General features: G+C 62.2%; 15 protein-coding genes. 5 read left to right on the plus strand and 10 right to left on the minus strand.

The window, feature by feature from the left end; all coding sequences use genetic code 11:
* The 7 genes from DDE20_RS14065 to DDE20_RS14095 form a co-directional block, all read right to left on the minus strand.
* Window positions 1-483 (minus strand): formate dehydrogenase subunit gamma, encoded by a 483-nt coding sequence (locus DDE20_RS14065; RefSeq protein WP_116559145.1) that lies wholly within the window; start codon window positions 481-483, stop codon window positions 1-3.
* Window positions 484-570: 87 nt separating this feature from the next.
* Complete coding sequence (locus tag DDE20_RS14070) at window positions 571-1,458, minus strand: LysR family transcriptional regulator (protein WP_116559146.1); 888 nt, start codon at window positions 1,456-1,458, stop codon at window positions 571-573.
* A 54-nt stretch (window positions 1,459-1,512) separates the two neighbouring features.
* Window positions 1,513-2,685 (minus strand): UDP-galactopyranose mutase, encoded by a 1,173-nt coding sequence (gene glf / locus DDE20_RS14075; RefSeq protein ID WP_116559147.1) that lies wholly within the window; start codon window positions 2,683-2,685, stop codon window positions 1,513-1,515.
* A 70-nt stretch (window positions 2,686-2,755) separates the two neighbouring features.
* Complete coding sequence (nagA, locus tag DDE20_RS14080; RefSeq protein WP_116559148.1) at window positions 2,756-3,925, minus strand: N-acetylglucosamine-6-phosphate deacetylase; 1,170 nt, start codon at window positions 3,923-3,925, stop codon at window positions 2,756-2,758.
* Entirely contained in the window at window positions 3,922-4,794 is an 873-nt protein-coding gene (locus DDE20_RS14085) for a glucosamine kinase nucleotide-binding domain-containing protein (RefSeq protein WP_116559149.1), read from the minus strand. The genes nagA and DDE20_RS14085 overlap by 4 nt, the downstream gene beginning before the upstream one ends.
* A gap of 960 nt (window positions 4,795-5,754) precedes the next feature.
* Window positions 5,755-7,401: a BCCT family transporter gene (locus tag DDE20_RS14090; RefSeq protein ID WP_116559150.1), complete on the minus strand. Its 1,647-nt coding sequence runs from the start codon at window positions 7,399-7,401 to the stop codon at window positions 5,755-5,757.
* 147 nt (window positions 7,402-7,548) lie between these two features.
* The gene (locus tag DDE20_RS14095; RefSeq protein WP_116559151.1) at window positions 7,549-7,965 is read right to left on the minus strand and encodes a universal stress protein; all 417 of its coding nucleotides are present in this window, start codon (window positions 7,963-7,965) and stop codon (window positions 7,549-7,551) included.
* A 629-nt stretch (window positions 7,966-8,594) separates the two neighbouring features.
* On the opposite strand from DDE20_RS14095, the gene DDE20_RS14100 reads away from it, so the two are divergent.
* Entirely contained in the window at window positions 8,595-9,392 is a 798-nt protein-coding gene (locus tag DDE20_RS14100) for a globin domain-containing protein (protein WP_240608078.1), read from the plus strand.
* Between the two features lie 598 nt (window positions 9,393-9,990).
* Here the strand turns inward: DDE20_RS14100 and DDE20_RS14105 are convergent.
* Window positions 9,991-10,332 carry a hypothetical protein gene (locus DDE20_RS14105; protein WP_116559153.1) on the minus strand — a complete coding sequence of 114 codons (342 nt, stop codon included), beginning with the start codon at window positions 10,330-10,332 and terminating at the stop codon, window positions 9,991-9,993.
* 302 nt (window positions 10,333-10,634) lie between these two features.
* On the opposite strand from DDE20_RS14105, the gene DDE20_RS14110 reads away from it, so the two are divergent.
* From DDE20_RS14110 to DDE20_RS14120, 3 genes are all read left to right on the plus strand, one after another.
* Window positions 10,635-11,009: a hypothetical protein gene (locus DDE20_RS14110; RefSeq protein WP_116559154.1), complete on the plus strand. Its 375-nt coding sequence runs from the start codon at window positions 10,635-10,637 to the stop codon at window positions 11,007-11,009.
* Between the two features lie 458 nt (window positions 11,010-11,467).
* The gene (locus DDE20_RS14115; RefSeq protein ID WP_116559155.1) at window positions 11,468-12,802 is read left to right on the plus strand and encodes a tyrosine-type recombinase/integrase; all 1,335 of its coding nucleotides are present in this window, start codon (window positions 11,468-11,470) and stop codon (window positions 12,800-12,802) included.
* 318 nt (window positions 12,803-13,120) lie between these two features.
* Window positions 13,121-14,242 (plus strand): plasmid recombination protein, encoded by a 1,122-nt coding sequence (locus DDE20_RS14120; protein ID WP_116559156.1) that lies wholly within the window; start codon window positions 13,121-13,123, stop codon window positions 14,240-14,242.
* A 96-nt stretch (window positions 14,243-14,338) separates the two neighbouring features.
* Here DDE20_RS14120 and DDE20_RS14125 read toward each other — a convergent pair whose 3' ends face one another.
* Window positions 14,339-15,664 (minus strand): AAA family ATPase, encoded by a 1,326-nt coding sequence (locus DDE20_RS14125; RefSeq protein WP_116559157.1) that lies wholly within the window; start codon window positions 15,662-15,664, stop codon window positions 14,339-14,341.
* Between the two features lie 304 nt (window positions 15,665-15,968).
* On the opposite strand from DDE20_RS14125, the gene DDE20_RS14130 reads away from it, so the two are divergent.
* A complete protein-coding gene (locus tag DDE20_RS14130; RefSeq protein WP_116559158.1) occupies window positions 15,969-16,220 on the plus strand; it encodes a hypothetical protein in 252 nt (83 codons plus the stop codon).
* A gap of 228 nt (window positions 16,221-16,448) precedes the next feature.
* On the opposite strand, the gene DDE20_RS14135 is transcribed toward DDE20_RS14130, so the two are convergent.
* Window positions 16,449-16,832, minus strand: a complete 384-nt coding sequence (locus DDE20_RS14135; RefSeq protein ID WP_116559159.1) for a histidine kinase — start codon at window positions 16,830-16,832, stop codon at window positions 16,449-16,451.
* Between the last annotated feature and the right edge of the window lie 113 nt (window positions 16,833-16,945).

A 16,945-nucleotide genomic window follows, 5' to 3' on the forward strand; every position in this document is an offset into this window, starting at 1 on the left:
TCATGATCTAGCCTCCGCGATGATCGCGTCAAGTTTCGCCACATCGGCGCGGCCAACCAGTTTGCCGTCCACCATCATTGCCGGACCGCAGGCGCAGAGCCCGAGGCAGAACACCTGTTCCAGCGTGATCGCCCCGTCTTTGGTGGTTTCATGCCAATCCAGCGCGAGGCTGTCGCGGGCGTGATCGACCAGATCATCGGCGCCCATCGCCTGACAGGCCTCGGCGCGGCAGATCTTCAGCGTGGTGCGGCCAGCGGGGTGGTCGCGGAAATCATGGTAAAAGGACATCACGCCATGGGCCTCGGCGCGGCTGATGTTCAGGTCTTTGGCGATGACCGGCAGCGCCTCGGCGGGCACATAGCCGAACTGGTGCTGGACCGCGTGCAAAATGGGCAGCAAGGCGCCCTCAAGATGGCGATTGGCGGCGAGGATCTCGTGCAGAACATGCTGTTCTGCATCACCGAATACGGGCGTGGCTGTCATGTGGCTCCTCCGGATACTGCCCGAGGGCTACCGTCAAAGCGATTGACATTCAAATTGCAATTTCCGTTGTTTGATAGATAACGTCTATCAAGTTTCGAGCGACAAACTTCGCACGAAGGCATCCAGAAGCAATGTGCGGCGCCCGACCGGCGGGAGGATAAAAGCGACATCCGTGGAGGCCGCGGCCATCGAGGTCAGCGGAATCACCGCCAGTTTGCGCTGCTGGGCAAAGAAATCGGCGGTGCGGCGCGGCAGGATCGTGGCCGCGCGCCCCTCGCCGACATGGCCGATCAGCGCGACGATGGAATTTGATTCGATCCGCGGCATGACGGTGATCCCGGCCATTTCCAGATGCCGGTCCATGATCCGCCGGTTCTGCATATCGGTGGTCAGAAACCCGAGTTCATACTGGTCAAGTTCCGACCACGAAAGCGTCTCGGGCAGATCCGGCGCAAAGCGGGTGACCAGCGCGTAGGTCTCGTTATAGAGCCGCAGCACCTCGTAACCGGGGGGCGTGTCATGGGCCATATCGGCGGCAGCATAGCTGAGCCCGGCGTCGACCTCGAAATCGACCAGCCGCTCAAGGATTTCATGGCTGTTGAGCGACAAAACCCGCAGCCGCACGCCGGGGTTGCGGGCCAGAAACGGGCGGGTGTGATCATCGACCGAGGCCAGCGCGGTGGGGATCACGCCCAGCCGCAGGGTGCCCGAGAGGCCTTTGCGCGCGGTGACCACATCGGATTTCATCGCGCGGGCTTCCGCCACGATGGCTTTGGCACGGGTGAGCACGCGCTCGCCCTCAGGCGTCAGCCCGATATAGCGCGCGCCGCGCAGCACCAATTGCGTGCCCAGCGTATCCTCAAGCGCCTTAATGGCGGAGGAAAGCGTCGGTTGCGTGACATGGCAGGCCGAGGCGGCGCGGCCAAAATGGCGTTCGCGCGACAGGGCTATCAGCATTTCCAGTTTGTCGATCATCGCGCGATCATGACGCAAGCGGGCGGGCGGCGAAAGCCCCGCCGGATCGGGCGGTTACGCTAGAGGGTTGATGTGGAAGGGCGCGAGGGTGCCGCCTTGGGCGAGGAACTGCGCGGCGGCGGCGCGGGCCTCGCGGATCGTCACATCCATATCGAGATAGCGGTAGGTGCCGAGCCGCCCGATGAAACTGACGTTCTCAAGGGTCTTGGCGCGGGCGACATAGCGTTTGAGCAGCGCCTGCTCGGCGACCAAGCGGATCGGGTAGAATGGGATATCGCCGGGCGCGGCTGCGCGGGAGTATTCGCGGTAGCAGGTGGTTTTCGCGTGGCGCTCCCAGGGGGCGAAATGCTTGTGCTCGGTGATCCGCGTATAGGGGATATCGGCGTCGGCGTAATTCATCACCGCGCAGCCCTGATAATCGCCCGTGGCGGTGAAACGCTCGAACTCCAGCGTGCGGTAGCCGAGCCGCCCGAGCGCATAGTCGAAATACCCGTCAAGCGCGCCGGTCCAGAAGATGTGCCGCGCGCCATCTGCGAGGTCGGGCGTATAGGTGGTGTTCAGGCTGACACGGATCGCGGGATGGGCGAGGATCGCTTGGGTCAGCGCGGTATAACCGTCTTCGGGCATGCCTTGATAGGGATGGTTAAAATAGCTGTCGTCATAGGTGAAACGCAGGGGCAGACGTTGCAGGATCGCGGCGGGAAGCTCGCGCGGCGCGCAGCCCCATTGCTTTTGCGTGTAGCCCTTGAAGAACGCCTCATAAAGATCGCGGCCGACGAAACGCAGGGCCTGTTCTTCGAAGTTTCGGGGCGCGGTGATTGAGGTGTCGGCCTGAGTGGCAAGGAAGGCTTCGGCCTCGGTAGGGCGGAGCGTCTTGCCGTAGAATTGGTTAATCGTGTGCAGGTTAATCGGTAAACCGTAGACCGCGCCGCGACTGGTGGTTTTGACGCGGTGGGTATAGCGGCGAAAGCGCGCGAAGCGGGTGACATAGGCCCATGTCGCGGCGTCGCCGGTGTGGAAGATATGCGGCCCGTAGGTATGGACCATGACGCCGGTCTCGGGGTCGCGCGCGGTGTGGCAATTGCCGCCGACATGGGGGCGCGCGTCGATGACGTGGCAGGGCCAGCCCGCCTCGGCCAGTTCGCGGGCAAGCACCGCGCCGGAGAGACCGGCGCCGACCACCAGAACGGGGGCGTTTGGGGCTGTGTTGGGGGCCGGTCGGGTCACTGGACGCTCGGTTTTGGGATGGAAACCAAGAGCCTAGCGTGGGTGTGTGGTCTGCGCAACTTATGCGCGATTAACTGGGGTTGATTGCAACCGGTTTGCCGCCGCGCCAGATGGCGGGTGCGCCGTTGAGCAGATCGGGGAAATACAGGAAATCGGCGCGGCTGCCTGCGGTGAGCCTGCCGTAAACTGGTGCCTGACCGGCGAGGGTGGCGGGGATCGCGGTGACCATTTTGAGGGCCTGATCCTCACTGGTGATGCCCCAGTTGACCAGATTGCGCAGGGCGGTGGGCAGATCGAGATCGGCGCCCGCTAGCGTGCCATCGGCCAAGGTTAACCGCCCGTCGCGGCGGTTAATTTGGCGGGCGTTTAGGGTGAATCCCGCTAGCTGCGTGCCCGCGACAGCCATCGCGTCGGAGACCAGAAACAGAGCGCCGGTCTGGGCGGTTTTGGCGGCGAAGGCAGCGCGCAGGCTTTGCGGGTGGACGTGGATACCGTCGGCGATGACGCCAGCGCTGAGGCTGTCGAGCGTCAGCGCCGCGCCGACCAATCCGGGGGCGCGGCTGCCAAGCTGGCTCATTGCATTGAACAGATGGGTGACGCAGTGCGCACCGGCTGTCGCAGCCTTGGCGCAGGTCTCGAAATCAGCGTCGGAATGGCCAAGGGAGACCAAGACGCCCGCCCCGGTGAGCGCGGTGATCTGGGCCGCGGTGACGGATTCGGGGGCGAGCGTGACCTTGAGAAGTGGCAGGCGTTTTGCGGCCTGCAGGAGGGTGGCGAGGTCGGCATCCTCCATCGGGCGGATCAGCGCGGGGTCATGGGCACCCTTGCGGGCCAAAGAGAGATGCGGGCCTTCGAGATGCAGCCCGAGGATGCCGTCGAGACCGGCCTTGATCGCGGTTTCGACGGCCTCGATCGCGGCCTCTGTGGCCTGCGGCGTGTCGGTGATCAGCGTCGGCAGGAACGCGGTGGTGCCAAGGCTGGCGTGGGCGTCGCGCATTTTACGCAGGGTGGCCACGGTTTGCGCGTCGTTGAACATCACCCCGCCGCCGCCGTTGACCTGTAGATCGACGAAACCGGGGCAGATGACGCCGCCGTTCAGGTGCTGGATTTCGGCGTGGGCTGGCAGATCGTGTTCGGGGATCACGCCCTGCACTTGCGCGCCCTCGATGAGCAGCGCGTGGGCGTGATGGCGCGTGGTGCCGTCGAAAATCGCGGCGCCGGTATAGGCGGTGAGGCTCATGGGCGGGGCTCTGATGGGAGGCTGGCGGCGAGGGTGAGCGCGCCGTCAAGCGCGGTGCCGTCTGGGGCGCTGAAGGCTTCGGCAATGCGCGGGTCGAGATAGGGACGGTAAGCCGCCGCGACGCCTCCGACGGGGCAGAGCCGCTCGGGCGGTTGCCAGCCGAGTGCGTCGAGGGCGCGGGAGATGAAGGCCGCGCCTTCGCGGAGGATGTCGCGGGCGGTGGCGTCCTCGGCGCTGTCGGTGAGCCACGGGGCGAATTGGGCGAAATCACGGGGGCGGGCTTGGGCGGCGAAGTCGATGATCGCGGCGGGGGATTGGTTGAAATGGGCCATCACGCGGCGGGTGAGATCGGTCTCGGGGCGCAATTGATCGCGGCTGTGCAGGGTGAGTTGCAAGAGCCGCCGCCCGATATAGGCGCCCGAGGCTTCGTCGCCCAAGACCAGCCCGTGGCCGCCGATCAGGGTGATGTTGCCGGCGGTCTGGCGGGCAAAGAAGGAGCCGGTGCCAATGCCGAGAACTGTGCCGTCCTGCGTGCCCAAAGCGCCGGTGACAGCGATCTTGCGGTCGTCCTCAAGCTGCGCGTTTTGCAGGGGGAGCTGGCGGAGGACCTCGGCGGCAGTCTCGGGGCGCAGGACGCCGGCGAGGCCGAGATAGGCGGAGAATGCGGCGAGATCGGGGAGGGCGAGACCGGCGGATTGGGCGAGGGCGGCGAGGCCTTGGTGCAGCGTCGCGATGGCGGCAGTGCGGTCGCTGTGGAGATTGGCGGGGCCGCCCTGCACCTCAAAGCGCTGGCCGTGGTGGAGGAGGGCGAAACGGCAACGGGTGCCGCCGCCGTCGACGCCGATCAGGGAGGGAGGGAGGCTGCTCATGTCTTACCAATGCAACTAATGGCGGGGGGATTCTAGGGGGGAGTTGCTGGGGGTGTGGCTGAGCATTGTGACGCTGGGGCGATTTTCTGTTTGGAACGGGGGCACCATGGGCCGCGCCCGACCCTCCCCATGGGAGGGCGCATTGGCGATGTGAAGTGTGGCTGGGACTGCATCACTGCTTGAGGGTGCAGTTTGCAATGGTGAGGTCGGGGCGCCCACCCAGGGTCGGGCGCGGCCCTTTTCCCATGGCGTTCGGCACGCGTTTGAAGCGGGGCTCCTAAGCCAGCGATGGTATTTGATGCCAGACATGGCGTCCGTCGAGCTCGTGGGAACCCACGGGCCGCGCCCGACCCTCCCCCCGGGAGGGCGCACTGGCGAGGTGGGTTGTGGCTTGAACCACATCACTGCTTTCGCGTGCAGTTTGCAGTGGTGAGGCCGGGGCGCCCACCCAGGGTCTGGCGCGGCCCTCTGCGCTTGGCTTTCGGCACGCGTTTGAGGCGGGGCTTCTGAGCCAGCGATGGCATTTAATGCCAGACATTGCGTCCGTCGAGCTCGTGGGAACCACGGGCCGCGCCCGCCCTTCCCCATGGGGAGAAAGCCGCGCATCGCCAGACCGCGGGATGGCGAGACACCGACGGAACGAAGCGCTTTATGGTGCGTTCTACATCCATCATTTGAACGACGCGCCTCGGCTAAACAAATCGCCAGCCCTGTGGGCGGCCCCCGCTCTCGGTGATTATTCAAGAATAATCACCTGCCGCGTCAGTGGGACGATGCGTGGCGGCTTCGCCTTGATTCCACGCATGACGTATTGGCGATGTCATGCGCTGCTCGGATGGCATCCGTGCTTTTTGGCGCGGCGCGTTGGGGCGCGGGCCAAGCGGGGATGCGTTGGTTTTCAAATAACAACAGCCCCGCAATGGCTGCGGGGCTGTTGGTGGTGTCGCGTGTATTGCGAGCCTAGCGGGGCTCGGTTTGCAGGCCTTTGAAGATCGCCCAGCACATCAGCAACAAGACCACGGTGAACGGCAGGCCGGTGGAGATCACCATTGCCTGTAGCGCTGCCAAGCCGCCGCCGACCAGCAGCACGATGGCCACCGCGCCTTCAAAGATGCACCAGAACACCCGCTGCCCGACCGGCGCATCGATTTTGCCACCGGCGGTGATCGTGTCGATCACCAAGGAGCCGGAGTCCGAGGAGGTGACGAAGAACACGATCACCAGCACAATCGCGATCACCGAGGTGATCGACGACAACGGCAACCCTTCGAGCATCGCAAACAGCGAGATTGGCGGGTTGTAGCTGTCGATCACCTGCGCACGCACTGCAGAACCGGCGGGATCGGCAATCACCTGATCAATCGCCGCGCCGCCAAAGGTCGCCATCCACAGCACGCAGACGATGCTGGGGATCAGCAGCACGCAGGTAACAAATTCGCGCACCGTGCGGCCGCGGCTGACGCGGGCGATGAACATGCCGACAAAGGGCGACCATGAAATCCACCATGCCCAATAGAAGGCGGTCCAGCCTTGGCGGTAGCCGTCGTCTTCGCGGCCAATGGGATTGGAGAGCGCGAAGAACTCCTGCGCATAGGCACCGAGACCGCTGAAGAAATCGGTGAGCGTGCCGATCGCACCTGCGGTAAGCATAACGAAGAGCAAAAGCACCGCGGCTATCACAATATTGACCTCGGAGAGCACTTTGACCCCGCCATCGAGCCCGCGTAGAACCGAGACCAGCGCCACGGCGGTGATCAGCGTGATCAGGATTACCTGCACAGAGATGGTATTGGGCAGGCCAAAGACATGCTCAAGCCCGGCATTGGCCTGTTTGGCGCCAAACCCGAGCGAGGTGGCGAGACCAAAGAGCGTGGCAAATACCGCCAGAATGTCGATGATATGGCCGGTCCAGCCCCAGACACGCTCACCAAACACCGGATAGAAGGCCGAGCGGATGGTCAGCGGCAGGCCCTTGTTGAAGGAAAACAGTGCCAGTGCCAGCGCCACGATGGCATAGATCGCCCAAGGGTGCAGTCCCCAGTGATAGATCGTCGCGGCCAGCGCCATGCGTTTGGCGGCAGCGACGTTTTCGGGGATCAGCACGCCGTCTTCGGTGAAGGGGCGCACCACGCCTAGCGGTTCGTCACCCCAAGGGGTGCCAAAGTAATAGACCGGCTCGAGCACGCCAAAGAACATCAGGCCAATGCCCATACCGGCGGCAAAGAGCATCGCGAACCAACCGAGATAAGAGTAATCCGGCCGCGCATCGAGGCCGCCGATCCGCACTTTGCCCCAAGGAGTGACGATGAGGAACAAGCAGAACAGCACAAAGACATTTGCTGCGCTCATGAAGAACCAGTCAAAGGTGCTGGTCAATGCGGGGCGGAGCCAGCCGAAGAAACCCTCGGCCTGTTCGGGCAGCGCCAAGGCGTAGAACACAAAGGCGATGATGCTGAGACCGGAAATCAGGAACACCGGATTATGGATATCCATCCCGAAGGGCCCGATCTGGGTCTCGATATTGTCCTGACCGATCTCGTAATCGGTGTCGATGAGATCCGAGTCGCCGGTTGGCTCTCGCAATCCGTTGCTGGATGAGTCGGACATTGCGCGGTCTCCCTTGGCTGTTATGCGGCCTGCTGCCGGATTGAGGTGCTGCCGGTTTCGATTTTAGGCGCTGTATGGTCTCGGCGCTGTAGGATTGGGCGCTGTAGGATTGGGCGCGCTGAGTCTGGGCGCTCTATAGAGGTGCAACTAGTCGCGCACCACCATAACGGTGACATGCGCGTGACCCGCGACCTTGCCGCCGTTGGACGGCCAGATGTAGCTGGTCATGCCGGGATCATGGCTGGACATCACCACCAGATCGGCGCCGCTGACCCGTATCGCCTTGAGCAGCGAGACATCGAGATCGGCGGTGGGATCATGGGCGATCATCACCTGCGAGGTCACCTCGCGGCTTTTGCGACTGGCCAGATCCTGCGCGAATTGTGCGAGTTTGGCGGCGTATTCCTCATGGTTGCGGGCGATGGCGCTGGGCGCTTCGGTGGTGACGCCGACCAGAATGATCTGGGCATTATAGAGGCCCGCGATGTCGGCGGCGCAATCGAGGGCGCGTGTTTGGCGGTCGGCATGGGCCAGATCCACCGGCACCAATATCTTGGTAAACACTGTGGCCGTCCTTTCGGTTGCGGCACCCGTTTCCCTTGGGCGCGCCCCCGATCCGGATGCCAGATGGGTGAGGGCGTCGCGTGGCGAGTCGTCAGGTGATCCTAACGCTATGGATTCGCATCCGTAAAGGGCGCAAATGATTTCATTTTCTCGCGTGCTGCGTTGGCGGAGGTTGTAAATTCGGGAATATGCGAATTAACTGCTGGGAGCCAGGATTGGACGGGCGGCTGCAGAACACGCGCCCGCGCGCCGTCGCAATCGCTCAGTGTGCCCATTCCGATGAGGCCGGTGTTAGAGACGCCGGGCCGGTCGCGGTGGCCAGCATCACGCCCCCGCGGCTCCTCGTCATGGGCAGTAGAGGGGCCGGGATTGGTGAGCGGGTAGGGCATCATTCACCCTGTTGTGCGCTTGTCGCGGTTGGCAGGGGGGCAGGCGGGGGGGCTGCGGTGGCGGGCACCGGTTTGCTGCGGGGGCTCTTTATGCGGTGAGGCGCGGCTTTGGGACCCGCTCGCAATCGGGGATCACCTGTGCGCAAACGCGCATTTGGCACCGCTTGAAAGCATGACACGCGGGGTCTACTTGCAGGCCTTGGCATCACATCTGGATGCTTCCTGCCGTATCAGGCGCAGATGCGAGGTAACCCCCGCGCCGAGACGCATAGCGAGAGCCCGAAGGCGATGATTGACCTGCCCAAATACCCCACCCAGCACGGCTATATGACCGAGAAGGTCCAGCGCGATTATATCACCGCGGCGATTGCCCAGGGGCTGCTGCCCGAGGATGCCCACCGGATGCCCGAGATCCTCTCGCTGACCGCGCCCGGAGACCGCGCGCAGCCGATGCAATTCTGGCAGCTTTACTCGCTGCTTGGACAAGAGCCGCTGGTGCGGATCGTGCAGGATTTCTATCAGCGGGTGTTCGCGGATGAGGACTGGTTTACCTCGGTGTTCGCGCGCGTTGGCGATGTGACCCATCATATCAACACCCAGGCCTCGATGTGGATCGATGTGATGGGTGGCGGGCCCTATTACCACGGCGCCGAGTTCCGCCTGAGCTTTCATCACACGCATAATGCGATGCAATTGATGACCGATAGGGGCGCCGAGCGCTGGTCGCAGCTGATGCTGGCGGCGCTGGACGCGAGCGCGCCGCTGCTGGCGGAGGATCCGCGGCTGCGGATCAGTCTGAACACCTTCCTGACCCATTTCATGGGCAAATACGCCGCGGAATTCGCCTTTGAGCACCGCAGTGTGTTTGGCGAGACCAACCCGCCGTTCCTGCGCAAGATCAACCTGCGGAGGATGTCGGAAGCGGCGATTGAGGCGCTGAGCGAGGCGGAGATCAGCGCGGCTTTGCGCGCGCGGGGCGTGGATGTGTCGCGGTATCAGGGCAAGGCGGATTTGGTGAATAAGGCGTTGATGTTGTGAGGGATGGGGCGTCTGCGGGCGCCCCAGTGGTCACGTCGCCGCTTTGAGGCGCGGGCGCGATCCGGTTCTCCGATCTGGCCCGTTCCGTTCCCACCGTCCGGCCCGCGCTCCCCGTTTCGCCCATGTCCCCGTCTGGACCGTCCCCCGTCTCGCCTGCGTCCCTGTCAGGCACGGGGGCACCCCGGGCCGCGCCCGACCCTCCCCCCGGGAGGGCGCCTTGGCGATGGCGGGTGTGGCTCGAACCACATCCCTGCTTTCAAGCACACCGCGTTGTGGAAATGACAGGGCGCCCTCCCAGGATCGGGCGCGTCCCTTATCGCTTTGCGTTCTACGCGCGCTCGGAACGGCAGTGTTCAAGCAAGGGATTGAAGCAGTTGCGCCACCGCTCACCCGCTTGGCTCGGGGGCACCCCGGGCCGCGCCCGACCCTCCCCACGGGAGGGCGCCTTGGCGATGTCACCGGCGGCTCGAACCGCATCCCTGCTTTCAAGCACACAGCGCTGTGGAAAGGGTAGGGCGCCCTCCCAGGGTCAGGCGCGACCCTTCACGCTTTGCTCTGCGGGCAGGCGCTGGGCGCGCTACTTCCCACCCATGCGCGGTCAATGGCAGCGGCGAAACGCCGTGTCTGATCCTCTGATATTGATCACCAGATCACCGCCAACCTGCGGGGTGATCCGGATCTGGCTGGCCCAATATTCCCCCTCACCCGAGCAATGCATCAGATAGGTGTTCTCGGCCCCCGCGATGCTCTCGGAGATCGTGCAGGTGCTTTCATGGAACGACAGCGTCGGCCATGTGATGCGCAATACGGAATCGCTGATCGAGCCCGAATGGCAGGAATAGGCATCATACTGCCCGTTGATCGCCTGCGCCAAAGCCGGACTGGCGAAAAGCCCCGCGCAGAGGGCAAGGGTGCTGAACGAAATACGGGGCAGGGGCATGGTGAATTTCCTTGTAAGGGCAGACTGTTAGCAAATGTTGCCGCGGTGACAACCGGCATCTTGGCCCGAGCGCGCCGCCTCTGCAAGCCGCATCACCGGCGGCATCACAGGTGGCTTCCCAGACGGCATAACACGCGACATAACCGGCGGGGGGCGGAGCCTCGGGTTGGGGTTTTCCGAAGGGCGCCAAACTGGTAGACTTGCACCGCGCGGCGCCCTCCCGTGGTGATCGGAGGCGCCGGCGCAATCCGTCGCGGATACCCCGATCCCCGCCGGATCATGCTTAACCAAGGAGGGCCAGAATGCGCAGCCCGCGGTTCGTCTATCTGTTGGTGCTCCTATGGGTCATCGCCTTTGCCGCCTCGATCCTGTTGACGATGAGTATCGACGGGCCGCGAAATCTCGACACCGGTTTCGCGCGGCTCGATACGCTGGCGCGCGGTCAATTGGTGGCGCTGGGCATCGCGATTGTCTCCGCGGTCGCCGCCCTCTTGCTGCGCGGTGCCGGCTGGCTGCCACGGCTGATCGGCCTGACCCCGATGCTGGTCACTCTGGCCATCATCGCCGCCTTTACCGCCGCGATGCTGCTCTACCAACCCACCCCGCCCGAGACGCCCGCAACACCCCCCCGCGCCCCTGTCACCGAACCCGGAGACAGCCCCACGGTGGAGTATTGAGGTGCCGGTAAGGGGGCTGAAATCGGCCGATTTCGAGCACCTTTTGGCCCCCAGATATCGCCGGTTGTCGCTCATTGAAGGGGAGAGAAACGGGGGGCATTGGTGGCGCTGGATTCATGCCGACACGAGGATTTTCAATCCCCGTCAACAATGTTAAGTGTATAGAGAGTCTTACGGAGGACTCTCGCTTCACGAAGAGTTCTTTTGATTGTTAAGCTAATAAATTCAGTATGTTACATTATTGTCAATCGCTTACTTTGCGATTTTCCGGGCTGCGTCGCCTAGTTTCTGTGGAAAGCTATTGTCGCCATTTTACGTCCCCGTTGCGTCCCCGCGGGCCCCTGTGCGTCCCCGTCGCGTCCCCAAACGTTCCCCGGAGTGCCCCTATTCCGCGCTCCATTGCGCCCTGAATAAGAACCCGACATAGTGGCGCTGAATATTTTGGAGATCACTGAAGTATGGCCAAGCGTGACCTGACCGATGCCTTCATCCGGACGCATATTCCAGACAGGCGAGTAGACTTCCGCGACACACGCGAGCCGGGACTGACGGTGCGGATGACGCCTACCGGCCGAAAGACGTTTTCGTTACGCGTGAGGTCGCAAGATGGTGTCGAGCAGCGGGTGACACTTGGGGCCTATCCGGACCTTTCCTTGAAGGAGGCCCGCAGCCTTGCTGCACAGAAACGGGTGGAAATCCAGAAGGCCACCGGAAACCTCAACCATGCACGAAAAGCGGCGTCCGCCGAGCGCAAAGTGGCTCCCACTCTCGCTGCACTGATCGACGAATACAAAAACCATCCGACGCGTACACAGGGAATCTGGAAGCCAAGGAAGCGATCGGGGAAAGCCGAAGCTGAAAGCCGCATTCAAGCTGTCTTTGCGCCGCTTCTCAACCGCCGCGTTACCGAAATTACCGCAGACCATCTGGCGGAAGCGCTTCTGGGGTATAAGCCGATTTCTGGTCAAGTAAGTGCTAACGGACAGACGCAGAAAGCCCGCCTTTACCTCATGCCGGTGCTCGATTGGGCAGCGGGGCGCGAGCGGTTCCGAGCGTCCGGACGCAAACGCGTTCCCACCCTGGAAGTCGCGGATTTGCGCGATACAGTCGATCCCGCGTCAGATGACCACGGGATCCGTGGCGAACGCGACCGAGTTCTTGATCGCGACGAAATTGCCGCGGTGTTGCCCCTGCTCACCTACCCAGCCAGCCGAAAACTAAAGATGAAAATGCACCCTGATGTTGATCTGCGTCCGGCTGCGCTCAAGTTTATTTTGCTAACCGCTGCGCGGTTGAGCGAAGTCGCCGAGATGCGTTGGGAACATGTCGATTTTGACATCGGCGAATGGTTCAAGCCTAAAGTGAAGACGATTCGTGGACCGGTCAGGTCACAGATATTGCCGCTGCCGGATGCGGCTATTGCACTTCTGAAAACATTACCGGGATATGAGCGACGCAACCCAGGCACGCTGGTTTTTCCATCCACCAAGAATACGGTTTTGGCGAATTGGTCCCGCATTACTGAAGCGATCCAAAGCGAAAGTGGCACATCAGGCTGGCACAGGCACGATTTGCGCAGGACGTCTGCGACCGTCATGCGCTTAATCGGGGTCGATCTCGGGACAATCGACAGAATCCTTGCGCATCGCACCGATCACGGTCGCGAAGGCACCAGTCGAGCGTTGGATTCCTACCTCGCCGATTTGAAGATCGCGGAATACGTGGATCCACAGAAAGTCGCATTGGATCGGCTAGCTGAGGTTTACGAGACCATCGAGAAATCAGCAGGTTGAAGGCGAGGGGGCGCACTGGATACTTTGTTGCCCGCGGCGAGGCGACCTTCTTAAATGGGGCAGTATGACGACGATGTGGTCAGCGGGAGTGCTTTCCATCGATCGGCGGCACGAGTTTCTTTTCTCTCACCAAACGGCGGGGAGTTGGCGGAGCGATCGTGAAGGGCTCTACGATCCGTTCGCCCAATGCGGCGTGCCTAGCCTGCAACACAATAGTCGGTCTTATTATGTTGTAGACCCTAGTGTTTCGGTGACCGCGCGTTTCGGATTTTCATGGCATCGCGATACTCTTGAGGCAAGCCACAGGAGTTTGTCACAATGCCCGATATCATCTTTATTCACTGCCAAAGTTTCTCCAGAAAACCCAATCGCGCCGGACAATGCGTCGCGCAGGTCATCGCAGAGGGCCTGCGCTTGGGCGGGTATCACCCCCACGTCGACAATGCGAAGCCGCCCATCTCCGCTTTCGGAGATCCGGCAACGTTCCAACATCTTCATGATGCGCATGTGGCGCAGCGCCGGACGCGCGCTGTCAAAAACGGCGTGGTCAGCGAGCGCGCAATTCGGACCGATCGGCATACCCTTTTTACGATTGTAGCCTCCTATCCGGTCCCCACCGACGTGGTCGACGCCTCCGCCGATGAGACGGCGCGTTTCAAAGAATGGGCCGTTTTAACCGTAAAGTGGGTCCAGGGTCAGTATGGTGATCAACTGAAGGTCGCGTTCGCTCACATCGACGAATCCTATCCCCACATCCATTTCTGGTTGCTACCCGACGACCCGAGCGCCGACGCGACCCTCCTTCATCCGGGAAAGCTCGCGAAGAAAGAAACGGAAACGCGCTTGAAGTCCGGAGGGACACCGGCCCGGGAGGCGGTGAAATTGGGAAACCGGGCGCTGAAGACTGCGATGAGGGGCTGGATCGACGACTATCATAGGCAGGTGGGCGCGCCGCTCGGCATGCGCCGCGACGGGCCGAAGCGCCGGCGTTTGAGCCGGGCCCAATACATGTCCGAACAAGCGATGCTCGATCACCATCGTCAGCTTGAAGCGGACCGGATGCGGATGGAAGACGCCGTCGCTACCCTGGCGGTGCAGCAGCACGACATCGAGGCGAAGGCGGCTGTGCTCGCAGACCGAGTGGAACGACACCAACACCGCATGCGCAAAGAGGTCGCGCAGGTTGCAGCGCTCGGGCCGATGCTGGACGCGCTCGTCGCGGAGCTCGAAGATCGGACGATCACGTTCGACCCAGAGATAGGCTGGAAGGTCCGGGATCCTGCACCATTCCACGCCGCCGGCAAGGTCTGGACCAAACTCGAGCCGGCAATCAGGCGGCTTGTCGGGATGGTAGAGGCGGCTGAGGATGGGCGCTGGACCGCCGGATCCATGGAGCCGCGTTACGCACCCACGCTGCTTGAGCAGCCATCCCCATTCTAAATCTTAGCGGGGCGTCTGCGACCATTGTGGTGACCTTGAGCCCTCCGGGTTCCTTGCAGGGAACCCAGAGCATTTCTCCAGTCTTTGTGCCGCGCTTTAGTGAAGACGCGGCCCGGTTAGCGACCGGAGAACGCGCTCACACATCGCGTCAACCTGGCGCAGCGTCAAAACACGCCTCGACCAGACCTTGGCGATCACCTCCGCCGCATGGCCCGCCAGATCTTCGTCGATGTCACTCAACCGCCGCCGGACGATCTCGGCGATATGCCCTGCACTCGGTTTGCGGACATCGACAACGCGCATGCGCGAGAGGAGAGCCGGATCGATCGTGTCGACGCGATTTGAGGTCAGGACCCAGATCACGCGCGACACGTCGAAATCCACCCGCAACGCAGGGCACCGCCAGCGACGACTGGATCCGCGATCCAAGAGCGCGAGAAGCGCGTCGGACAGACTCGTCCTCGTGCCATTTTGGGACATCATACCAGCCCCTGCGCGGCAGAGTTCATTGACGATGACCACGGGATTTGCGGTCCGCTGCTGCAGAATAGCCTCGATGAGGAGGCCCGGTTCGGCACCGCTCCAGCCTTTCTCGACCCCCGAAACTTGAAAGGCCGCCGTGCCGTTGCCGGCGTCAATTTCCACCAGTGGCACCCCGAGAGATGCAGCGAGAGAGCGTCCCAGGCTGGTTTTGCCCGTCCCGGGCTCACCGTTCAGGAGGATCGGCGGGATCCAAGCGCCGCGTCCCGCGCCAACCTCGTGGCGCATCGCCCGCCAAGCTTCGACCGATGCCGCTTGCAACCATGGCGCCGCGGCATGGATACCGGCCCAGAGTTCGTCCACCTCGTCCACGCTCATCGGGCCAAGGATGGGCAGTTCTCCTTTGGCATCTTCCACGAGTTTGCGATCATCGTCCTTGAGCCGGTGCAACGGCCCGCGCCGATGCAGTTCGGCCTCGCGTGCAAGGATCTTCTTGCGCGCGCGCTCGGTGAGCGCGTCAACTAACTCAGTTGCGTAGCGCTGAAGACCCGCGTGCAGTGAGCCAAGGTAAGCCCCCCGAAACTCGGCCGCAGGCGCGACCGATGCGAGTTTATATACCAGATCGAAAGCGACAGTGTCGGGCAGCAGGTCGAGCATGTCCGGTGCCTTGGCTTCGAGCCGCACCAGCCGTCCCTGCGTGACAAAGTGCGCCCCCGCGTCGGGCAGGATTTCCTTAAGGGCCACATTCACCCGGCTGACTTCGTCGGCCAGGTTCCGGGGCATGACACGGTCAAGCTCGGCCTCCTCATCGAGCCGGGGGACGTCGGGCAGCAGGACGACGCGATGATGGGCCCCGGGAGCCCGCGACGGAACGGGCTCTTCTGGCGTGGCGTTTTCGCCGAGCATCTCGTCGGGAAAGAACCGGAGATTATCGTCGTTCACATCAACACCCCGACCAGAAAAGCAAAGGTCTCGGTGACGGATTTGACGAGGTCATTTGCGAAGATAATCGCATTCGCTGCGAACACCGCAGACATCTGGATATTCTCGCGCATGAACTTTTCCTCCGTCTTTTCGATATATGTATTTGATAAATGTATCCTGTGATAATCTTTTTCGCAACCCTGAGATCGCGTTTTGAGAAACCTATGCCGTTCATGGACCAACCGGCGCTTAGGTGTCGAAAGGGAATTTGGATTTTCACCGACAGCGGGGACAATGCAGTTAACTTAACGAGGAGCATGCAATGCCTGAGAAACCTATCACTGCCTGGGACGCCTGGTTCGAGATCTTTTGCGCCCGATGCGCGCTGACTACCTTGGCTGAACAGAGCGACAGTTTGCGCGATTCCATGTCACCGGGGATGGTGCTTGAATTGCTTGCGGACGATATGGCAGACGTAGAGCGCGCGCTGACGACCCTGCTGAAATATATGGCGCAGCAAGATCCCGATGGGATTCATAAGTTCATCGGCAAGCCGCTCAAAGGATCAACTTAGAAGCGACGCGCTTCTGGCTTGATGCATGTGTCGGACCTCTGTTTCGGCGCGCAGTGCCGGTAATCGTTCACCACTCTGCTCCCGATTTTCTGGGGTTAGATCGGTCTCGGCACAGGCGAGGGCGCGCTTCATCCAAGCGAATGGAGAATACCCACGAGGAAGCGCTGCGAGTTTTTCGCGCGTCTGCTGCCATCTGGAGTACGGATCACCAGCCCGAGCCTTACCGTATCATTGGACGAGATCGTCAACCGTGATCGGGAGGTCATACCGCGATAGGATATCGCGCGCTTTCTCCAACGCGGATGAGCTCGCTGACGGGTCGAGCGCCAGCTGTGTCCGGAGATCAGCGAGGTATATGATATCGGCCGGATCATACGGAAAGTTGTGCTTCTTGATGATCTCGATGATTTCCAAAGACGGTAAGGGCGCTGTGCCGAGTATCGCCTCGATCAAACGAGCGCGATCGACGTAGGGGGATATCGCGTCCCGGAAGGCATCGTTATCCGCCTCCCAAATCCAGAGGGTCCGCGTCACGAGACCGTGCCGGCGGCGCACGGCTGACCGCTGCTTCTGGTATTCACGCATTTCAGCCTTGCGTTTCTCGTCGACCATCCGGACCCTCATTACATAATCGTAACGATCTCTATCAGAGATAGGTATCGACGTCATGCTGGAACAGTGATCTGTGATAGTCGCGCGGATTTGCGACCGAGCGGCCCGATCCC

Source organism: Pararhodobacter oceanensis, from assembly GCF_003076755.1.
GTDB lineage: Bacteria > Pseudomonadota > Alphaproteobacteria > Rhodobacterales > Rhodobacteraceae > Pararhodobacter > Pararhodobacter oceanensis.